This is a genomic window from Streptomyces sp. NRRL S-31 (assembly GCF_000718775.1).
Classification (GTDB): Bacteria; Actinomycetota; Actinomycetes; order Streptomycetales; family Streptomycetaceae; genus Streptomyces.
Genome location: NZ_JOCB01000248.1, coordinates 1 through 551 on the forward strand (window position 1 = coordinate 1; position 551 = coordinate 551).

The 551-nt window shown below is 71.0% G+C and carries 1 pseudogene; it reads left to right on the plus strand.

Going from position 1 to position 551, the window contains the following annotated elements:
* A pseudogene (locus IF37_RS40395) lies at positions 1-551 on the plus strand (SAM-dependent DNA methyltransferase); the annotation flags it as partial.

Sequence of the window (551 nt, forward strand, 5' to 3'; positions counted from 1 at the left end):
GCCTGGGAATACCTCAAGCCGCTCTGGCGCGAGCTGCGCACCGCCCTGCCCGCCGACCCGGCCACCGGCGCCCCCGCCGCCGACCCCACCGGCCGCGCCGGCACCGACTGGCTCACCCAGCTCTTCCGCAAACTCGACTACGGCACCCTGACCGAGGTCGGACCCGCGGGCATCCCCGCCGACTCCGACCCCGAGAAGCGCTTCCCCGTCTCCCACCGCCACGGCCCCGCCCTCCTCCACCTCATCCCCTGGAACCAGGAACCCGACAAACGCCCCGCCCCCGGCCAGGTCCCCGCCCAGTCCATGCTCCAGGACTGCCTCAACCGCACCGACGCCCACCTCTGGGCAGTCCTCACCAACGGCCGCCACCTGCGCCTGCTCCGCGACTCCTCCTCCTTCGCCACCCCCGCCTACGTCGACTTCGACCTCGAAGCCATCTTCGACGGCGAACTCTTCAGCGAGTTCGTACTCCTGTACTGCGTACTCCACGCCTCCCGCTTCGAAGTACCGGAAGGAACGGCGGCCTCCGGATGCTGGCTGGAGAAGTGGCG